The following is a 16,466-nucleotide window of genomic DNA, read 5'->3' on the forward strand; positions in this document are numbered from 1 at the left end:
CTCAATTGTATCTTTTAAATTTGTATTATCACGATAATGTGACGGATCGTATGCTAAACGCATTGTAAATTTCCCCTTTCTTTAACTGTTTTGATGTAATTGCTATCTTTATCTGTTCAGACTCGGAACTTCATAAGTATGTTCCCTTTTTCTCCAAATAAGAACTAGAGTAGTAGCCAATAATCCTAATGCTCCCGCAAAATAAAAGCCTGCCTCAATTCCTAGCATGGAGTTTAATATCCCTGCAAAAAACGGTCCGCCAAAGATGCCAAGTGCGTATAATGCTTGATATCCTCCTATAGCAGTGGCTCGTTTTTCAAGCGGGATTGATTCAACGGCCATTCCTAGAAACAGAGGGAAAAGCAGCCCCAGCGAGAAGCCATTAAAGCTTTGAATCACACATAGTAATACTTTTGTCTGAACAAAAGGTGTTATAAGTGTAAAGCAGGTTGTGAAAAAGAAAGCTACCTCTAAAGATCTCCACTTACCAAGAAGAGGCACAAGCACCTTTCCCATAAATAAGGTGGCGATAGCATGAGGAATCATAAATGAAAACACAATCATGCTAATATCACTCGTCTTCAGCCCAACACTCAATGCATAGGCAGGTATGAATCCAAACATTGTTGTAAAAATAATACTGTGGGCCAAAATAGATAAGAAGGAAATCTTGAGCAATAACGGTTCCCGCATAACGGACATTAAATCCTTTAGTTTGATTGGAGCCTTTGTCACTTCCTCTTTTTTCTCAAAAATAAGTAATGAGAGCGCTAAACCTGCAATACCAATTACCCCGCCTATCCAAAAAGGAGCGTGCCATCCCCATTCATCTACAACATAACCGCTTAAACTCATACCAAGCAGCTGTGCTAAAACGACAATGAATGAGATACTGCCCATCGCACGATGAACCTCGTGACTGGCAAAGTAAGTCGGATATAGTGCGGTAAAAGCAACCCATGTCGCAGCTGCAAGTCCGGCAAGCGAACGAGCGGCAAGCGCCCAGCCTAAGCTATCTGTGATAGCGAATGCGAAACAACTACACGCGCTCACTACCATTCCAAAAATCATAAATGGTTTTCTGAGCTTAGTGAGATCTGAAAAAATCCCGAGCGGCAGCCGGAATAATAGCTGCATGAGTCCATAGCTTCCCAAAACAATACCCGTAAATGTGTACTTTCCTCCCAGCGACTGCACATAAGGAGCCAAGGTAGGGATGTAAATAAAATGTGAAAACCAAAAGATAAAGGAAACAACCAGAAAAAGATATCTGTCTCTAATGAGACTCGGTGTACCCAATATATCACTTCCATTCCAACTGCAATCGATTACATCCAGTGGTGCAATCGATTACATCCCTGATTATAATCTATTCTATGTTTATTTGCAATCGATTACATCTAATTTTTTATTAATTTTGTATTATATCTCTGCATGATAAGCTTCGCTGCTTGTATATAGTAGCTGTCAGTAAGAACAAACAGCTCCATTTCATTTTAATGCTATAGTGCAAAAAACACAGACCCAGCATGGATTACTGGGTCTGTTCTAAAGAAAACTCGCCGATTAGCAAGCCCTGCCCTTGGGCGAGGACAGAGGCGTAGTTGCACTTATACTGTATTCCTAAAGTTTCTGACTACGTCGAATTGGCTTCCGGCTGGAAATTTATACTTTCTTACAGTGCAAGCAAATATCCTTCTCATTGTACAGAAGGTGTTATATCATCTACACTGCTTTCTGACATACTTTGACTTGCAGAGCGCATTAACAACACATAAGAAACAAATCCAAAGCCGATTCCTAAAAACCAGGAATACGTATACAGCACTTCCAAGGCAGGGACAACCAGACCAATAAATGATGCAGCTAAACCGATAGCAAGCGCAATGAGAGCAGCTGGATTCCAGCCATTTTTGTAGGTATATATCCCTCGTTTTGTATAAAAGGCTGATATACTGTATTCTCTTCGTCGTACGATATAAAAGTCTGCAATCATAATTCCGGCAACTGGACCCAATGCACCGCCAATGGCACCGAGAATATTAAAAATGGTTCCAGCATTATCAAACCAGAGCCATGGCATAAAGAAGATCGCAACAACAATGGATATCAAACCAGCCTTAACAAAATTCAATTTTTTCGGAAACAAGTTTACAAGATCATACGCTGGTGAAACAACGTTTGCCGCAACATTTACTGATAAAGTAGCAATTAAAAGAGAAAAGGCGCCTAAAATAAGGACAAGAGGATTATCAAATTGCTGCAGTAATTCTACTGGATCCCAAATTGGCCTTCCAAAAGCAATAATTGTTCCAGAGGTAATAATAACGCTCATAAGAGAGAAGATAATAGCAGTTCCCGGCAAGCCAATTGCCTGACCAACCACTTGATCTTTTTGGCTCCGCGAAAACCTTGTAAAGTCTGGAATGTTCAAAATCAAAGTAGCCCATGTTCCGACAAGCCCGGTAACTGAGATCGCGAAAACCTTCCAAAACTCTGCGCCAGACAATGTGGATTTCTCCTGAAACAACGGACCCATTCCATCCGCTGTATAAATTGCCCAAGCAACCAGGCCAAGTCCTAAGATGATAACGAGCGGTCCCGCCCAAAGCTCGAAGAATTTAACGCGCTCCATTCCATGGGAGATAATATAGGCATGCAGCACCCAAAATAACACAAGAGCAATTGCATCATTTAAGCCCATTCCAATTACATGATAGGAAGAGAGAGAAGCCCAGCCAGGAATTAAAACTCCTAAAACAGCACCAACAGCTTTACTGCCTGCATAGGCCTGCACAGCGAACCAGAAGATAGCTACGAACGCCCTTACTAATACTGGAATATGTGCTCCCTTATAGCCAAACGCGGCTCTCACTAGTACAGGAAACGGCAATCCGTATTTTGCTCCAGCAATACCGTTTAGCCACATCGCCACGATTAGGACAAGATTCGCAACGATAACGGTGCCAAGTGCTTGCCATACACTCATCCCTAGCCCAAGCAGGCTTCCTGCTGTCTCGTAAGCTACGATGTTATGAACCATGCCCATCCATACCGTTGAAAAGTTAATCCAGCTCCAATTTCGCTTTTCCTTTGCAACAGGGGCAAGATCCTCATTATAAAGATCCGGGTCCAATTCTATCAGGTTGCTCGTATCCTCCATCGCCTTACTCAATACGACACCTCCCTATTGTAATGGACTTGCAGCTTTAGCTGCATGGCACTAGATAAGATCTCCTCCTCGAAAAGTTATTTTTAATGCCTGCAAGGGAAACTGATAGACTGAAAATGCTTCAATTGAATTTCCATCTACTTGTCACGTTTACTTCCCTTGTATCCTCATTCTATATATCTGATAGACTGAAGTCCTAATATATGTAAGATTTAATTACATATTTTCACAAAAAAAGGTTTAACAGTGGGAACTCCGGGATGGCAAATAAACAGGCAACTATTGAAAGAAGCCTCACCAATCAACAAGCCTTTAGCTAAAAGCATAGTTGATAGATACAATGAACTGTCTTCTATTTGATCAAGTGTAAAAAAATATCCCATCCAGCTTAATCAACTGGATGGGACATCTGTTTTGTACTATTCTTTTCGATATAAAAGGAAATACATTAACGTTTTTTGCTACGGCCTTTATTTGCTGGGGAAGCAGCTCTTCCTCGTCTCTGCCTTCCCGACGCCGCATCCTGCCTTTGTTTATCCTGACCGAAATAACGAGAAGTTGATGAATCTGCTTTTGCCGCACTTCTCGGCTTCTTATCTTGTTTTGTCCTAGAGCTTGATGCGCTCTGACCACGCTGCTCCGCTCTTGGTTTTGAAGTGCCTTTCTCACCGCGCCGATCCATTTTTGCCCTTGAAGCAGCCTTACCACGCGGTGCTGCCTCCGCCTTCGGATGATTATTCTGGCCGCGCGGTGCCGTTCCTTCTCTTTGCTCAGCCTGCTGCCCCTCTATCCTTGTCTTTGGAATCACTGATTCAATCCCTTTTTCGATAGTCTCTAGCAGCTGGCGATCCTTCGGTGCAACCAGCGTAATCGCTACACCTTTTTCACCAGCGCGGCCGGTCCGGCCGATTCGATGAATATAGCTTTCTGTATCAAGCGGAATATCGTAGTTAAAAACATGTGTTACACCTTCGACATCAAGTCCGCGTGCCGCTACATCAGTCGCGATGAGATATTGTATTTCGGCATCGCGGAATTTCTTCATTACTTTCTCACGCTTTGCCTGAGATAAATCTCCGTGCAGCTCATCAGAATTGTAACCATGCTCTCGTAAGGCAGCCTGCAGCGTGCTTGCTCTTCGCTTTGTGCGGCAAAAAATAATCGCCAAAAACGGACGATACTGATCAAGCAGCTGCCTAAGTGCCGATTGCTTTGCACGATCTGTTGTTTCCACAACAAGCTGCTGGATATCACGCAGCGTCACTTCCTCACTTTGGATACGTACATCCTTCGGACTATTCATATATTTCTTTGCAAGCTTGCGAACCTCAGCAGGCATCGTTGCCGAGAACAAGGCTGTTTGTCTATCTGCAGGAGTCTTTCTAATAATCTCCTCCACATCCCCTAAAAAGCCAATATGCAGCATTTGATCTGCTTCATCAAGCACTAGCATCGACACCCCTGACAAGTCTACTGTGCCGCGCCGGATATGGTCGAGCAATCGGCCTGGCGTAGCAACAACAATATGAGTCGACCCCTTTAGCCTTTTCATTTGCTGCTCTACATCCTGCCCGCCATATACAGCGAGCACATGAACACCATCTATATGAGCGGTTAGCTTTCTCACCTCGCTTGTGATTTGCACAGCTAGCTCTCGCGTCGGCGTAACAATTAAAGCTTGTACATGAGGCTCATCTCGCTTAATCCTTTCCAACATAGGAAGAACAAATGCCAACGTCTTTCCTGTCCCTGTCTGCGCCTGTGCCACTACGTCTCTTCCTTCGAGTAAGAATGGGATTGCCCATTCCTGCACCGGCGTTGGCTGAACAAGCCCATGCGAACGCAGCGCCCTCTGCAGATGATGACCAACACCAAGCTGTATAAAATCTGTCAAAATCTTCACTCCTTCTTATTTGGTACACACTGCAACGCCGATAAAATAACGAACGTCATCCCTTGGTTTTTCAAAGGTTACTCCTCTTTGATAATACATCTCCATACTAGAAAAGCGAGTAAAAAGCTCTTCGAACTCTTTCGGTGTAAGCTGGTGAACATGAAATGGCTCACTCGTAGGCATCCCCCTGCCTCTTCCAAATGGGCTCGATAAGATTAGCCTCCCTCCAGGCTTTAGCATCCGATATAAGCTATCCATAAATAACTGGTCATCCTGCACATGTTCAATTGTTTCAAAGCTTAAAATTGTATCGAACAACCCAAGCTTCTCCGGAAGCTCTGGATCTAACGCATCTCCTTGTATGTATGTCACCTTTTGATGATTATATTCCCGATTTGCATACAAAATCGTTTCTTGGTCCACATCGACACCAATAATTTCATGAACCTCCCGTTTGCGATCCTTCGCTACCATATGACAGCCATACCCTGTCCCGCATGCAATATCCAATACTCTCCCCTTTATATAAGGGATCGCAAAATAATAACGGGCAATATGCTCAAGCAGCATCCCGTTCATTGGCTTCATTAGCTTCGGAATAATTCGTTCTCCAGTCCATTTCAACCTTATCACCATGTTTCCTTCATTTTCTCATGCAGAAGCTTCTATTATACAGTCTTTCTAACATCATGCATAACAGCTTCTGCAACAGTCTGTAAATCCCCTACACTTAACTCAATTTGCATCCCAATCTTCCCGCCGCTTACTACTATACTGGAAAGCCCTGCCGCACTTTCATCAATAAAGGTAGGATATAACTTTTTCATCCCGATTGGCGAGCAGCCGCCGCGAATGTAGCCTGTCCACTTTTGAATATCTTTGACGGGCAGCATTTCCAATTTCTTTTCTCCCGCTGCCTTTGCCGCCTTTTTCAAATCAAGCTCCGCCTCAACCGGAATTACAAATACATATAAGCTCTTTGTCAACCCTTGCGTTACAAGCGTCTTGTATACAACCTTTGCATCCTTGCCAATCTTCCTGGCCACTGACACACCATCAATCTGTCCATCTTCATTAGTATACGTCATAACGTTATACATCATCTTTTTCGCATCTAACATCCGCATTGCATTCGTTTTTCCTTGTGCCATTTTGTTTCCCCTTTTCCAATTACTTAGCTCTATTTTATCCTAAATTGTACTATTTTTTCTTATCCTGTCCCTAAGTTAATTGTTTCGTGAGTATGTACGATACCCTATTAATATTGTTTTACTAACTTATAAATAATCCTAGATTAATTAACATCATTTCTTTCAGAAATTAAGATATAACAAAAAAACTTCCCTTTCATATAACATAGTCTATCCTTTACCAGAATTCTCTAAAAGAAAAACGGAATAAGCAGCATAAGTCAAAAAAAGAGCAAGTCCCCATAGTGACCTGCTCCTCTACTCCATTATTTTCCCTTTCATATTACATTATTGCAGGATGATCATAACGAACTGAGCGGCTCACAAATTATCTCGGACAAAATTTTACATCCTTGTATGCCCTTATATACTTCCTTTGCTTCCTTCTCATTTTCAAATTCAAAGATTTCAATATCATTCTTTACATACACGGTAATGACCCACATGAAGGAGTTCCCCCTCCCCTGTTATTCCCTTACCTTCTACAAACTGCAAAAGGAAAGAGTTTTATAGTTCAAATCCACCCTCTAAAGCGCGCTGCTTCGGCTGTTTTCCGAATACCTATCATATAGGCTGCCATGCGCATATTGACTTGATGAGCTTGTGCCGTTTCAAAAACCGTTTCGAAGGAATCGATCATTACACGTTGCAATTTCCCATAAACCTCTTCCTCTGACCAATAGTACCCTTGGTTGTTTTGTACCCATTCAAAATATGAAACTGTCACGCCACCTGCACTTGCTAATATATCAGGAACAAGCAAAATACCTCGTTCCGTCAATATATTTGTCGCTTCCATTGTTGTCGGTCCATTTGCCGCTTCGACGATAATAGATGCCTTTATACGATGTGCATTTTGTGCTGTAATTTGATTGGATACAGCAGCTGGCACTAAAATATCACAATCAAGCTCGAGCAGTTCCTCATTAGAAATTGTATTCTGAAATAGCTGTGAAATCATCCCGAAGCTATCACGACGATCAAGTAAATATGGGATGTCTAATCCATTAGGATCATACAATCCTCCGTGTACGTCTGAAATCCCAACTACTTTCGCACCCGCATCATGCATGAACTTTGCGAGGAAGCTTCCGGCATTTCCAAAGCCTTGCACAACAATGCGAGCATCCTGCAACCGCAGATTTTTTGTTTTTAATGCCTCTGCAATACAGATAGCCACACCTCGTGCCGTAGCCGTCTCTCGTCCGTGCGAACCGCCCAGTACAATTGGCTTACCTGTGATAAAGCCAGGAGAATCAAATTCGCGAAGGCGACTGTACTCATCCATCATCCAAGCCATAATTTGAGAGTTTGTATACACATCGGGTGCTGGTATATCCTTCGTTGGTCCAACAATTTGACTAACAGCCCGGACATACCCGCGGCTAAGCCGTTCAAGTTCACCAAAGGACATTTTCCTTGGGTCGCAAATGATGCCGCCTTTTCCCCCTCCATACGGCAGGTTAGTAATCCCGCACTTCAAAGTCATCCAAATAGATAATGCCTTTACCTCTTCCTCCGTTACCTCAGGGTGAAAGCGAACTCCCCCCTTGGTCGGGCCTACAGCATCGTTATGTTGTGAACGGAAACCGGTAAAAATTTGGATTGAACCATTGTCCATTTTTACGGGTATACGGACAGTAAGCATACGAATTGGTTCCTTTAACAGCTCAAATACCTCATCTCTGTATCCTAGCTTTGTAAGTGCTTCTTTAATAACCTGTTGTGTAGAGAAAAATAGATCATCAGATCCATCCTTCTCTTCCTCCCGTTTAAGTACCTCTTCCTTCTCTTTTACAGACGACATACACTTCACCTCATTCATAGTAGAATACAAGCTCCCATTTCATAATTAGTAAGATAATACATTGTGAATTCTATTAATCGCCCAATCAAGCTCCGCTTGGGAAATAGTAAGCGGCGGTGCAAAGCGGATAACAGTACTATGTGTCTCCTTACAGAGCAGCCCTGTTCCCTTTAATTTCTCACAGTAAGGCCTAGCGGCTTCATGAAGTTCCACGCCAATAAACAAGCCTCTCCCCCTTACTTCCTTAATAATTGGGCTTGAAATCTGAAGTAACTGCTGTTTAAAGTACTCTCCTAATTTCAAGGAACGCTCCGTCAAGTTTTCCTCCTCCAACACCTCAAGTGCTGCAATCGATACCGCACAAGCAAGCGGATTTCCGCCAAATGTAGACCCGTGTGAACCTGGATTAAATACATGTAAAATTTCTTTATTTGCCGCAATGCAGGAAATTGGAAATACACCACCGCCAAGCGCCTTTCCTAAAATTAATATATCAGGAGTGATATCCTCCCACTCGTAAGCAAACATCTTCCCAGTACGTGCTAAGCCGACCTGAATCTCATCTGCAATGAGTAAGACATTATTTTCCTTGCATATATCAGAAGCAGCTTTTAAAAATCCGGCAGGCGGTACTATAATTCCGGCTTCTCCCTGAATCGGCTCAAGTAAAAATGCTGCTGTGTTTGGCTTAATAGCCTCCCGTAATGCTTCTATATCCCCGTATGGAATTAACGTGATGCCCGGTAGCATTGGGCCAAATCCCCTCTTATATTCCGCCTCTGAGGATAGCGAGACGGCAGCCATTGTACGGCCATGAAAGTTACCCGTACATGCAATAATTTCAGCACAATTTTCTTCGATCCCCTTTACCTCATACCCCCAGCGCCGTGCCGCTTTTATCGCAGTTTCCACTGCTTCAGCACCGGTGTTCATTGGCAAGGCCATACTTTTTCCTGTTAGTTTGCAAATTTTTTCGTACCATGGACCGAGCTGGTCGTTATAAAATGCACGGGATGTTAGGGTTACACGATCTGCTTGATCCTTCAACGCCTGAATAATCCTTGGGTGCCGATGTCCCTGATTAACTGCCGAATATGCACTTAACATATCCATATATTTGTTGCCTTCTGGATCTGTTACCCATACACCTTCTGCCCCCGAAATAACAATTGGCAGTGGATGATAGTTGTTCGCCCCATATTGTTCTGTTTGATTAATAATGTTTTTTGTATTCACTATTGTTTTCATCATATATCCCCTTCCCTCTTTAGATTTTAAAAAGTTTCCGATGTTGTTTTTGCCTGCATATGAAGGAGTAAATAATCAGGGCTGCCTGCCTTAGAATCCGTACCTCACATATTAAATCCCCCAAATGGCTGGTATCCGACGATTGCCCCAGTGCATCCACGGCTTTCCTGCTTCCTTCACAAGATACGCGGAAAATTCATGCTTCCAGCGGTGCAGAATGGCTGCAGCACGAAATAAAATGTTAGCACGATGCTGCGGATCCTATTTCTTCCAGCTTTCAAATGCTGCTAGTGCGGCTTACATTGCCTGTCCTGCTAAATTCTCATCAACCATAGACATAATGCCGATAACCTCTTCCCTATTGGCTGGATTTCTCGAAATAGTATGTTTGTCTGTTTTAATACGCTTACCGCCAATTACAAGTGGGTATGATGCGCCAAGCTGAGTTTGAACATATAATAGTGCTTCTTGAAATTATTTTACATTTTATTCCTTTGTAAAATTTGTAAATGGTTCATGTAAATATGGAAACGACATACATTTCCCCCCTAATATTTTGATTTCACTATTTTATAAAGCAATTTTCATGCCAACTTTGAAACAGAGAAAATATACATTCTTTTCGGAACTCGCAAATAATAAATGCAATATTTTTTTGCTTGTAATTATTTATTTTTTCAAAAACGCAAAAATATTTTGCATCAGAGGAGTATGTTTGATTAAATAGTAAAAGAGATACTTAGATAAAGGGGTGTAGGGCCATGGCAGAATATTCTAAGCAATCTATACAGCATTTAAAGTACATAAATCGTGTATATGAAAGAATTATGAACGAGATAGATATAGGCTTACATGCAGTTGATGAAACAGGAACAACGATCATTTATAACAAAAAAATGATGCAAATGGAATCAATGGATAGTAAGGATGTGTTAAATAAGGACTTACTCGATGTATTCGCCTTTAAAGAAGAAGGGAGTACATTAGTTCGGGCTGTACAGCAAGGAAAAGAGGCCGTAAATGTAAAGCAAACGTATTTCAACAATAAGGGAAAGAAAATCACAACAATTAACAATACCTTTCCAATTATAGAAGATGGTAAAATTCGCGGCGCTGTTGAGATCGCTAAGGACGTCACAAAGATGGAGCAATTAATAGGCAGTATGAAAAAGAAGGGAAGCACAAGATTTACCTTCGAAAGCATTATTGGAGACAGCCCCTACCTCAAGGAGGTCATTGAAAATGCAATACGCGCAACCCGTACCTCTTCTTATGTACTCATCGTTGGGGAAACTGGAACAGGAAAAGAATTATTCGCTCAAAGCATTCATAATGGAAGTGCCCGAGCATCAGGACCATTTATTTCACAAAACTGTGCCGCTCTTCCTGATAATTTAATAGAAGGGCTCCTATTTGGTACAAAGCGTGGTGCATTCACAGGTGCTCTTGACCACCCGGGCCTATTCGAACAAGCGCAAGGAGGTACATTGCTGCTCGATGAGATTAACTCCTTAAACCCGAACCTGCAGGCAAAGCTGCTGCGTGTGCTGCAGGAGAAAACAATCCGGCGTATTGGTGACACAAAGGATATACCTATTGATGTGCGAATTATCGCAAATATTAATGAAGATCCGATCGATGCGATTGCTAATAACCATTTGCGTAAAGATTTATATTACCGCCTGGGTGTCGTAACATTATTCATTCCTCCTTTACGGCAACGAAAAGAAGATATTCCTCTTTTGGCACAAAGCTTTATTGAAAAGTATAACTCCTTATTTCAAATGGATGTCAAAGGCTTAACAGACGAGGTTCTTCAATTATTTTCTAAATATGATTGGCCTGGTAACGTACGTGAACTAGAGCATGTAATTGAGGCAGCTATGAATTTCATAGCTGATGAAGATGTTATTCAGTATTCTCACCTACCGTTTCAATATCGCAGCCGCATACAGGCAAAAGAACAGGCTGCATCTGTTCCAAGTACTAAATCATTTATTAATGAGGATTTAGATATTACAGTCAACTTAAAGGATCAGTTGGGGTTGTTTGAAAGACATTATATCGAGCATATACTGCGTAAAAGCAGCTACAACATCTCACGCGCGGCAAAGCTGCTTGGTCTAAGTCGCCAAAGCTTGCAATATCGGATGAAAAAGCTCAACATTACACTTAATGAAAGATAACTCTCCCTACAGGACGCGGTCTTCCCCATAGCAGTACACAAAAACGACCTGCCAAAACAGGTCGTTTTTGTGTGCATAAATATAGTTAATTGTTTACTTGCTCTGCGAATACAGGCTGAGGCTTCAAGCTCTTTCCCATTAATGATTGGATGAGTTCCACTGCTGTAATCGCTGTTTTGTTTCTTTCATCTAAGATTGGATTCACTTCTACAAATTCAGCCGATTTGACTATGTTGGCCTCTGCCAGCATTTCTAGAGCAAGGTGGCTCTCCCTATACGTCAGCCCTCCTATAACCGGTGTTCCTACCCCAGGTGCGTGGCTTGGATCTAAACCATCTAAATCTAATGATAAGTGTATACCATCCGTATGGGCCAGGTAAGCAATGGTTTCTTCCATCACACGGGGCATACCCATTCGGTCAATTTCCTGCATTGTAAATACTTTAATACCTTGTTCAAAAATCAGTTCTTTCTCCCCTTCATCCAGTGACCGTGCCCCGATAATAACAATGTTTTCTTTCTTTACCTTCGGATATGCTCCATACAGTTCCGTCAGTGAAGGATGACCGTACCCTAAACTAACAGCTAATGACATACCATGTATATTTCCTGAAGGTGATGTTTCCGCCGTATTTAAATCCCCATGGGCATCAAACCAAATTACCCCTAAATTGCTATAATGTCTAGCAAGTCCTGCTAATGTCCCAATTGCGATGCTATGATCCCCCCCTAGTACAAGCGGAAAGCTGTTTGACTGTACAGCCTGGTTTACTGCTTCAGCAAGAAGTACACACGTATTATGTACTTGGGGTAGATTTTTCAACTTTTCATTTACACCATCTTGATCCTTAGAACGAGGTGCTACATATATGTCACCTATATCATTTACTTCATATCCTAAATGCTCCAATTCCTCCACAAGGCCTGCATAACGAATAGCACTTGCCCCCATATCTACCCCGCGGCGTGTCTGACCTAAATCCATTGGACATCCAATTACTCTTATCTTCCTTTTCATGTTTTTTCCCCTCTCCATATCTGCGAAATCTATAAATTATTTCTAAGAATTGCTTCTCCCCTGCAGTTGCCCCTCAGAAGCATTTACATAATCATCTCTTTATTAGATTCAAGCTGTACTTCCTGCGGTCTTGTTTCTGCTTGACGCGTTCTCTTAATCTTCCATTCATACAATATATAACAACCAATAAAAAACACACCCCCGCAATAAAGTGCGGTCCGTTGCTCCGAATCAAACGCAAGACTAATCATCACAATACAATTTAACAGCAGTGCAATCAGCGGAAGGATTGGATAGAGTGGAACTTTAAATTTTAAATCCTCTACCTTACCGCCTTTACGAGTGTATGCTCTTCGAAACGCAATTTGCGATGCTGTAATGGCAATCCAACCAATTTGTGCGCCTAATCCAGCAAGTGAGAGCAGCCAAACGAATATTGTCTCTTCTGCTACTACACTTGATAACAGCGAAAGACACGCGATAGCAATTGTAATAATTAAGGCATTCATTGGCACTCCCCTTTTATTTACTTGGCCGACCCACGGCTTTGCCATCCCCTCCTTAGAAAGCGCATACAACATACGAGTTGCTGCATATAAGCCTGAATTACCTACGGATAACAATGCTGTCAAAATGATAACATTCATTATATCTGCGGCGTACGGGATTCCTAAACTATCTAACACAACAACGAATGGACTCTCGGCAACCCCAGCTTGTTCCCTCGGGATAAGAGCTGAAAGTACAATTATAGATAGAACAAAGAAGAAAAGGGTTCGCCAAACTGTTTGTTTAATAGACTTCGGGATTGTTTTAGCAGGATTTTCACTTTCCCCTGCCGCAATTCCAATTAATTCTGTTCCCTGAAAGGAGAAGTTTACCGTAATCATCGTGATAAGTAATGCACTTACCCCATTCGGAAACAATCCTTCATCGAAAAAGCGGGAGAATAATGGTACCTCTTGTCCACCTTTGATTGGAATAACACCAAACATAGCAGTTCCCCCAAGAACAATGAATAGAATAATAGCTAGTATCTTAATACTAGAAAAAAAGAACTCTGACTCGCCAAATACCTTTGCGGATAAGGCATTGAGCAAAAATAGCAAGCATACGAACAATGCACACCACATCCAAGCGGGAGATGAAGGAAACCACCGTTGCATGAGTTGAGATGCCGACAAGCACTCCAATGCAACTGTTACCGCCCATCCTAGCCAGTACAGCCAGCCAATTGCAAACCCCATAGCAGGACTAATGAACTTTGTTGCATACGTTTGGAATGAACCGGAAACCGGCATGGCTACAGAAAGTTCACCAAGACATAGCATTGTTAAATACATAATAAAGCCGCCTGCTACGTATGAAAGAATAGCACCCATCGCCCCTGCCTCATGGATCGTATAACCAGACCCGAGAAAGAATCCTGTACCGATACACCCTCCCAATGAAATCATGAATAAATGTCTTGCCTTCATTCCTCGCTTTAATTCATACTCTTGTTTTCCCGCTTTTTCCATTCCTGCTCCCCCTTCGATTATAGTAAACAACTGTACCTAGCCAGCATTTACCTTCATTTATTCCATATGCAAGTTTCGTGCCAAAAAATTAACTGAATTTTTAAATACTTTCCGGAGATTGCAGCCAAATTCTTATGCATATATACAATTTTTTTGCATATTAAGTGCAAAATTTTTGGTTACATGCGGGTTATGTAGATTTTTATGACATCTAAGGCAGTTTATCTACAATATTTATTAGCTTCCCTATATCCATTTATCTAATTTTTAACGGGTTTTAATAATAAAACAAATCTGCTAATATCTATCGTTTATAAAGATAAACTTTTAATAATGCCTTAAAACCAGTACCTGAATCTCGTTTTCTAGTTGGAAACAGGCATACAAAAAGATCATAATTGATAATGTTCTCTCCCCCCATTAATTTGCAATATTTTCTCACAATATTTTACTATAATTACTTTCTCATATTAAAGGGGTCCTGTCACTTTAAATATAAAATATAGCTGTAATGTCCCCTATCCGATTACCCATTAAGAATTCATGTGGGATTCATATAAAATCGATGATTAGCATCTGCTTAGTCAGTAAATGCTAATCCGAGCTAATCATTATACCACTGCTCTATCAAAATTTTGAGGGACGGTGCAACTCCTCCTACCTTTTACTGCTTTCCAAATGAAAGAACCGAAGATCCTCAGGCAACGAACCTGATGTTCTTCGGTCTGTTATTCCAGAAATGTTTGTGTTATACGGCTACAAGTTCCTCTCAAGCACTGCAACATTTTCCACATGCATCGTCTGAGGAAACATATCAACTGGCTGAATTTCAACGGTTTTAAATCCGCCATCCTCCAAAACGCGCAAATCCCTGGCTAAAGTTGCCGGATCACATGACACATACACAACACGTTTTGGCTTCATCGCGATAATTGTTTCAAGCAATGATTCATCACAGCCTTTACGCGGCGGGTCGACGACAATAACATCTGCCCGAACACCTTGCTCATACCAATTTGGAATCACCTTCTCAGCCTCGCCAACGGCAAATTCTACGTTCTTAATGCCATTTAGCTCAGCATTGCGATTCGCATCCTCAATTGCTTCCGGCACAATTTCTACGCCGTATACATGCTTTGCCTTTTGCGCCAAGAATAGAGAGATTGTCCCAATTCCGCAGTAGGCATCAATCACGATTTCTTCTCCTGTTAGCTTTGCATACTCTAGCGCTTTTTCATAGAGCACCTTCGTTTGCACAGGATTCACTTGATAAAAAGAACGGGCGGAAATCGCAAACTTTACATTTCCAATATAGTCATATATATATTCAGAACCCCAAAGCAGCTTTGTTTTCTCTCCAAAGATCACATTTGTTCGTTTCTCATTTACATTTTGTACGATCGATTTGATGTTCGGAAATGCCGCTGTAATTTCCTTAATCATCGCTTGCTTATTTGGCAGCTCATCGCTCCGGGTAATAAAGACAAGCATAATGTCCCCTGTTACTTGACCATAACGAACCATCACATGACGAAGTGTGCCTTTATGCAGCTTCTCATTGTAAGCTTGAACGCCATGCTTACTGCAAATTTGCTTTACCCTTTGGATAAGCACATCATTTTCCTCAACTTGGATAAGACATGCTTCAATATCAATAATATCATGCGTTCCTTGGCGATAAAAACCGGCAACAAGGCCTCCTTCACGTTCTCCAATTGGTACCTGTGCTTTGTTTCGATACAGCCACGGATGCTCCATCCCAAGCACAGGGTGGATTGTTACATCCTTTAGGCCGCCAATGCGCGCCATCACATCTCGTACCTGCTTTTCTTTAATCTGCAGCTGCCCCTCATAGCTTACATGCTGCAGCTGACAGCCGCCGCACTGCTTATAAACAGGACAAGGCGCTTCTTGACGATATGGGCTTTCTTTATACAGCTCGACAAGACGCCCAAATGCATAATTTTTTTTCACCTTAATAACCTTAACCTTTGCCTCTTCGCCAGGCAAGCCGTACGGAACGAAAATAGGATAGCCGTTCACCTTCGCCACGCCGGCACCATCATGTGTTACATCCTCAAATACTGCATCTATATACTCGTTTTTTTCAACGGGTGGTGCCATCTTCATTGATTCAACCTCATTTTCAGTTTTATGCTGCTGTTCATTTTATCATATTTTAATTATAAAGAGAAAACTCCTCATACAACACCTTACTAGTGCTCCAAAGCCCTACACCTATAAAGCAACAGCTTCTAAATCACGAGCAAGTGAGCCCGCTGATTGACGAAGACAGAAGGTAGTCCTACCTATACTGTATTTCCAAAATTTCCGACTACGCTGAATTCACTTCCACTTGGAAATTTATACTTTCTTACAATATAAAGAAAACTCGCCGATTGGCGAGCCCTGCTCTTGGGCGAAGACAGAG

General features: G+C 41.9%; 12 protein-coding genes and 2 pseudogenes. 1 reads left to right on the forward strand and 13 read right to left on the reverse strand.

Annotated features, from left to right (window positions below; translation table 11 throughout):
- Positions 1–108: 108 nt before the first annotated feature.
- The 10 genes and pseudogenes from EP737_RS24065 to EP737_RS26420 form a co-directional block, all read right to left on the reverse strand.
- Positions 109–1,299, reverse strand: coding sequence for an MFS transporter (locus EP737_RS24065; RefSeq protein WP_129731787.1), 1,191 nt, complete (start codon positions 1,297–1,299; stop codon positions 109–111).
- A 400-nt stretch (positions 1,300–1,699) separates the two neighbouring features.
- On the reverse strand, positions 1,700–3,175 hold the full coding sequence (locus EP737_RS24070) for an NCS1 family nucleobase:cation symporter-1 (RefSeq protein WP_246040363.1): 1,476 nt from the start codon (positions 3,173–3,175) through the stop codon (positions 1,700–1,702).
- A gap of 445 nt (positions 3,176–3,620) precedes the next feature.
- Positions 3,621–5,075: a DEAD/DEAH box helicase gene (locus EP737_RS24075; RefSeq protein WP_129731789.1), complete on the reverse strand. Its 1,455-nt coding sequence runs from the start codon at positions 5,073–5,075 to the stop codon at positions 3,621–3,623.
- Between the two features lie 6 nt (positions 5,076–5,081).
- Positions 5,082–5,654, reverse strand: a complete 573-nt coding sequence (locus tag EP737_RS24080) for a class I SAM-dependent methyltransferase (protein ID WP_425455958.1) — start codon at positions 5,652–5,654, stop codon at positions 5,082–5,084.
- A gap of 80 nt (positions 5,655–5,734) precedes the next feature.
- Positions 5,735–6,217: a Cys-tRNA(Pro) deacylase gene (ybaK, locus tag EP737_RS24085; RefSeq protein WP_129731793.1), complete on the reverse strand. Its 483-nt coding sequence runs from the start codon at positions 6,215–6,217 to the stop codon at positions 5,735–5,737.
- A gap of 341 nt (positions 6,218–6,558) precedes the next feature.
- The gene (locus EP737_RS25845; protein WP_165350912.1) at positions 6,559–6,702 is read right to left on the reverse strand and encodes a hypothetical protein; all 144 of its coding nucleotides are present in this window, start codon (positions 6,700–6,702) and stop codon (positions 6,559–6,561) included.
- A gap of 68 nt (positions 6,703–6,770) precedes the next feature.
- Positions 6,771–8,063, reverse strand: coding sequence for a Glu/Leu/Phe/Val family dehydrogenase (locus EP737_RS24090; protein WP_129731795.1), 1,293 nt, complete (start codon positions 8,061–8,063; stop codon positions 6,771–6,773).
- Between the two features lie 45 nt (positions 8,064–8,108).
- Positions 8,109–9,311, reverse strand: a complete 1,203-nt coding sequence (locus tag EP737_RS24095; RefSeq protein ID WP_129731807.1) for an ornithine--oxo-acid transaminase — start codon at positions 9,309–9,311, stop codon at positions 8,109–8,111.
- A gap of 26 nt (positions 9,312–9,337) precedes the next feature.
- Positions 9,338–9,475: pseudogene (locus EP737_RS26990) on the reverse strand (hypothetical protein); the annotation flags it as partial.
- Positions 9,468–9,848, reverse strand: a pseudogene (locus EP737_RS26420) (aldehyde dehydrogenase family protein); the annotation flags it as partial. The pseudogenes EP737_RS26420 and EP737_RS26990, both read right to left, overlap by 8 nt.
- Positions 9,849–10,138: 290 nt before the next feature.
- On the opposite strand from EP737_RS26420, the gene EP737_RS24100 reads away from it, so the two are divergent.
- Positions 10,139–11,497, forward strand: coding sequence for a sigma-54 interaction domain-containing protein (locus EP737_RS24100; protein WP_425455960.1), 1,359 nt, complete (start codon positions 10,139–10,141; stop codon positions 11,495–11,497).
- An 85-nt stretch (positions 11,498–11,582) separates the two neighbouring features.
- Here the strand turns inward: EP737_RS24100 and rocF are convergent, their stop codons facing one another.
- The 3 genes from rocF to rlmD all read right to left on the reverse strand — a co-directional run bounded on the left by rocF (position 11,583) and on the right by rlmD (position 16,165).
- A complete protein-coding gene (rocF, locus tag EP737_RS24105; protein ID WP_129731799.1) occupies positions 11,583–12,515 on the reverse strand; it encodes an arginase in 933 nt (310 codons plus the stop codon).
- Positions 12,516–12,598: 83 nt separating this feature from the next.
- Positions 12,599–14,035, reverse strand: coding sequence for an amino acid permease (locus tag EP737_RS24110; RefSeq protein ID WP_129731801.1), 1,437 nt, complete (start codon positions 14,033–14,035; stop codon positions 12,599–12,601).
- A 756-nt stretch (positions 14,036–14,791) separates the two neighbouring features.
- Positions 14,792–16,165 (reverse strand): 23S rRNA (uracil(1939)-C(5))-methyltransferase RlmD, encoded by a 1,374-nt coding sequence (rlmD, locus tag EP737_RS24115; protein WP_129731803.1) that lies wholly within the window; start codon positions 16,163–16,165, stop codon positions 14,792–14,794.
- Positions 16,166–16,466: the final 301 nt, after the last annotated feature.

The organism is Ectobacillus funiculus (assembly GCF_004138295.1).
Lineage (GTDB): Bacteria > Bacillota > Bacilli > Bacillales > Bacillaceae_G > Ectobacillus > Ectobacillus funiculus.